Consider the following 2039-nt stretch of genomic DNA (forward strand, 5'->3'; position numbering starts at 1 on the left):
GTCCACCATCTGGAAGAGGGCTGGTTGCGAGGAGTTGCGTCCGAGCATGTCGACTCCGGTCCGGGGGAACGAGCCTCCGAGCGATGCGCCCAATCTACTGCCCAGCCCCTGGCGGCGCGCCTTTTTTCAACAGCCTTCTAACGAGTGGTCCGGATCAGGAAGCGACACCGAGAGCGGATCGCCAAGCACGGTAGCCGCCTCCGAAAACGACACGCCATGCTTGAAGTGGTTCGCTTCCGCCTTCACCGGGTCCCATTCGACTCGCAGGCTCATGCGACCAATCTATTCGCACTCGCCAGGGGTGCCAACGTCCCGGAACTCCCCCGTTGCAGGGACATTTCGAACACACTCCCGCCAGCGGCCCTCGGACGGGTCAGAGCCCGCATTGCGGAAACAGTTCGACGGGCCGCACCGCCCCTCGGCGATGCGGCCCGTTCGATCCCTCTACGCGTGCGGCTTACTGGCCCTGGCCCCCTTCCAGCTTGAACCAGACGCGGACCTTCACCTGGAACTCGTTGATCTCTCCGCCGTTGATGTAGCCGCGCTGCTCCACGACCTCCATCCACTCCAGGTCCCGCATGGACTCGCCCGCGCGCTTCACCGCGACGCGAGCCGCATCGTCGAAGCTCTGCGCGGACGTCCCGACCAGCTCCAGCGACTTGTACACCGACATCGTTCCTCCCGGGTCTCGTGACCGTCCCGAACCCCGCGTCCGGGCCGACCGGAGGGTCCGGCAAGGGACGTTCCAACCGCGTGGGCGGACAGCTCAGCCGGAGCCGAGGACGCGTGAAGCGGCGGCGTGCAGCGCCGGGTTCGCGGCGACCACGCTGCTCCACGCCGAGAGCGGCTCACCGGTGAAGGTGGTCATCCGCCCGCCCGCCTCCTCGAAGATGGGGATCATGGGCGCGTAGTCCCAGTACGAGCCGCAGATGGGGTCCACCAGCAGGTCCACGCGCCCGACCGCCACCAGCAGGTAGCCGTAGGCGTCGCCCCAGGTGCGGGAGAAGCGGGTCGCCTTCACGAGCCGGTCGAACCCCGCGCGGTGCTCGTCCGTGGAGCGGTCGCGCCAGTACTCGAAGCCCGAGGTCACCATCCGCGCGGCGGCCAGGTCGTCGCACTCCGAGACCCTGGCGGGGCGCCCGTTGTGCCACGCCCCCGCCCCCCGCGCGGCGACCAGCGTCTCCCCCAGCACGGGGAAGTGGCAGCAGCCCAGAGTCGGGCGCCCTTCCTCCTCCAGCGCGACGAGCACCGCGTAGAGCGGGACCCCGCAGGCGAAGGAGCGCGTCCCGTCGATGGGGTCCACGATCCAGCGGCGGCCGCTCTTCGAGGGCACGTCCTCCCCCTCCTCGCCCACGATCCCGTCGTCCGGGAACGCCTCCCGGAGCGAGCTGCGCACGAACTCCTCGGCGGCGCGGTCCGCGACGGTGACCTCGCTGCCGTCGCCCTTCGTCTCCACCGCCACGCTGCCGAAGTGGTCGAGCGTGATCGCCCCCGCGCTGCCCGCGAGGCGGACGGCGAACTCCATCAGGTCGTCTCTGTCTCTCATCCGGTTCTACCTGGACACGTGCGGGTCCCCCCGGACCCAGTAGCGGAGCGGCGCCTCGGCCGCGCGGCTGATCCCGATCCGCGGCCCCACCGCGACCGCCGCGTCGCCGACGGGCTCGCCGCGTGCCAGCCAGAGCGGCGGGCCGCCGAGGAGGTGGAGGTTGTGCTCGCCGGTCACTCCCAGCGCGCGGCAGAGGTTCCCGGGACCGCGCAGCAGGTCGCGGTCCGCGCGCCCGGGGCGCCGCTCGCGCATGGCCTCCGTCCCGCCCAGCGGGCGCGCCGCGCGCAGGAGGACCGCGGCGGGAAATCCAACGGGGCCGGTGACCACGTTCAGGCACCAGTGCATCCCGTAGATGCGGTACACGTAGGCGGTCCCGGGCGCGCCGAACATCGCCGCGTTCCGCGCCGTCTTCCCGAAGCGCTCGTGGGCGTGGGACGCCTCGTCCTCCGGGCCGGTGTACGCCTCGGTCTCCACGACCTCGGCCACGCACCGC

3 protein-coding genes are annotated in these 2039 nt (G+C 71.3%); all 3 read right to left on the reverse strand.

All coding sequences use genetic code 11. The features are described from left to right. Positions 1-457: 457 nt before the first annotated feature. Positions 458-673 carry a dodecin gene (locus VGR37_16385; protein HEV2148985.1) on the reverse strand — a complete coding sequence of 72 codons (216 nt, stop codon included), beginning with the start codon at positions 671-673 and terminating at the stop codon, positions 458-460. A gap of 93 nt (positions 674-766) precedes the next feature. Next, on the reverse strand, positions 767-1546 hold the full coding sequence (locus VGR37_16390) for an inositol monophosphatase family protein (protein ID HEV2148986.1): 780 nt from the start codon (positions 1544-1546) through the stop codon (positions 767-769). A gap of 6 nt (positions 1547-1552) precedes the next feature. Continuing rightward, positions 1553-2039: DNA-3-methyladenine glycosylase (locus VGR37_16395; GenBank protein ID HEV2148987.1), on the reverse strand; the 487-nt coding region annotated here is incomplete at its 5' end.

It is taken from the genome of Longimicrobiaceae bacterium (assembly GCA_035936415.1).
Classification (GTDB): Bacteria; Gemmatimonadota; Gemmatimonadetes; order Longimicrobiales; family Longimicrobiaceae; genus JAFAYN01.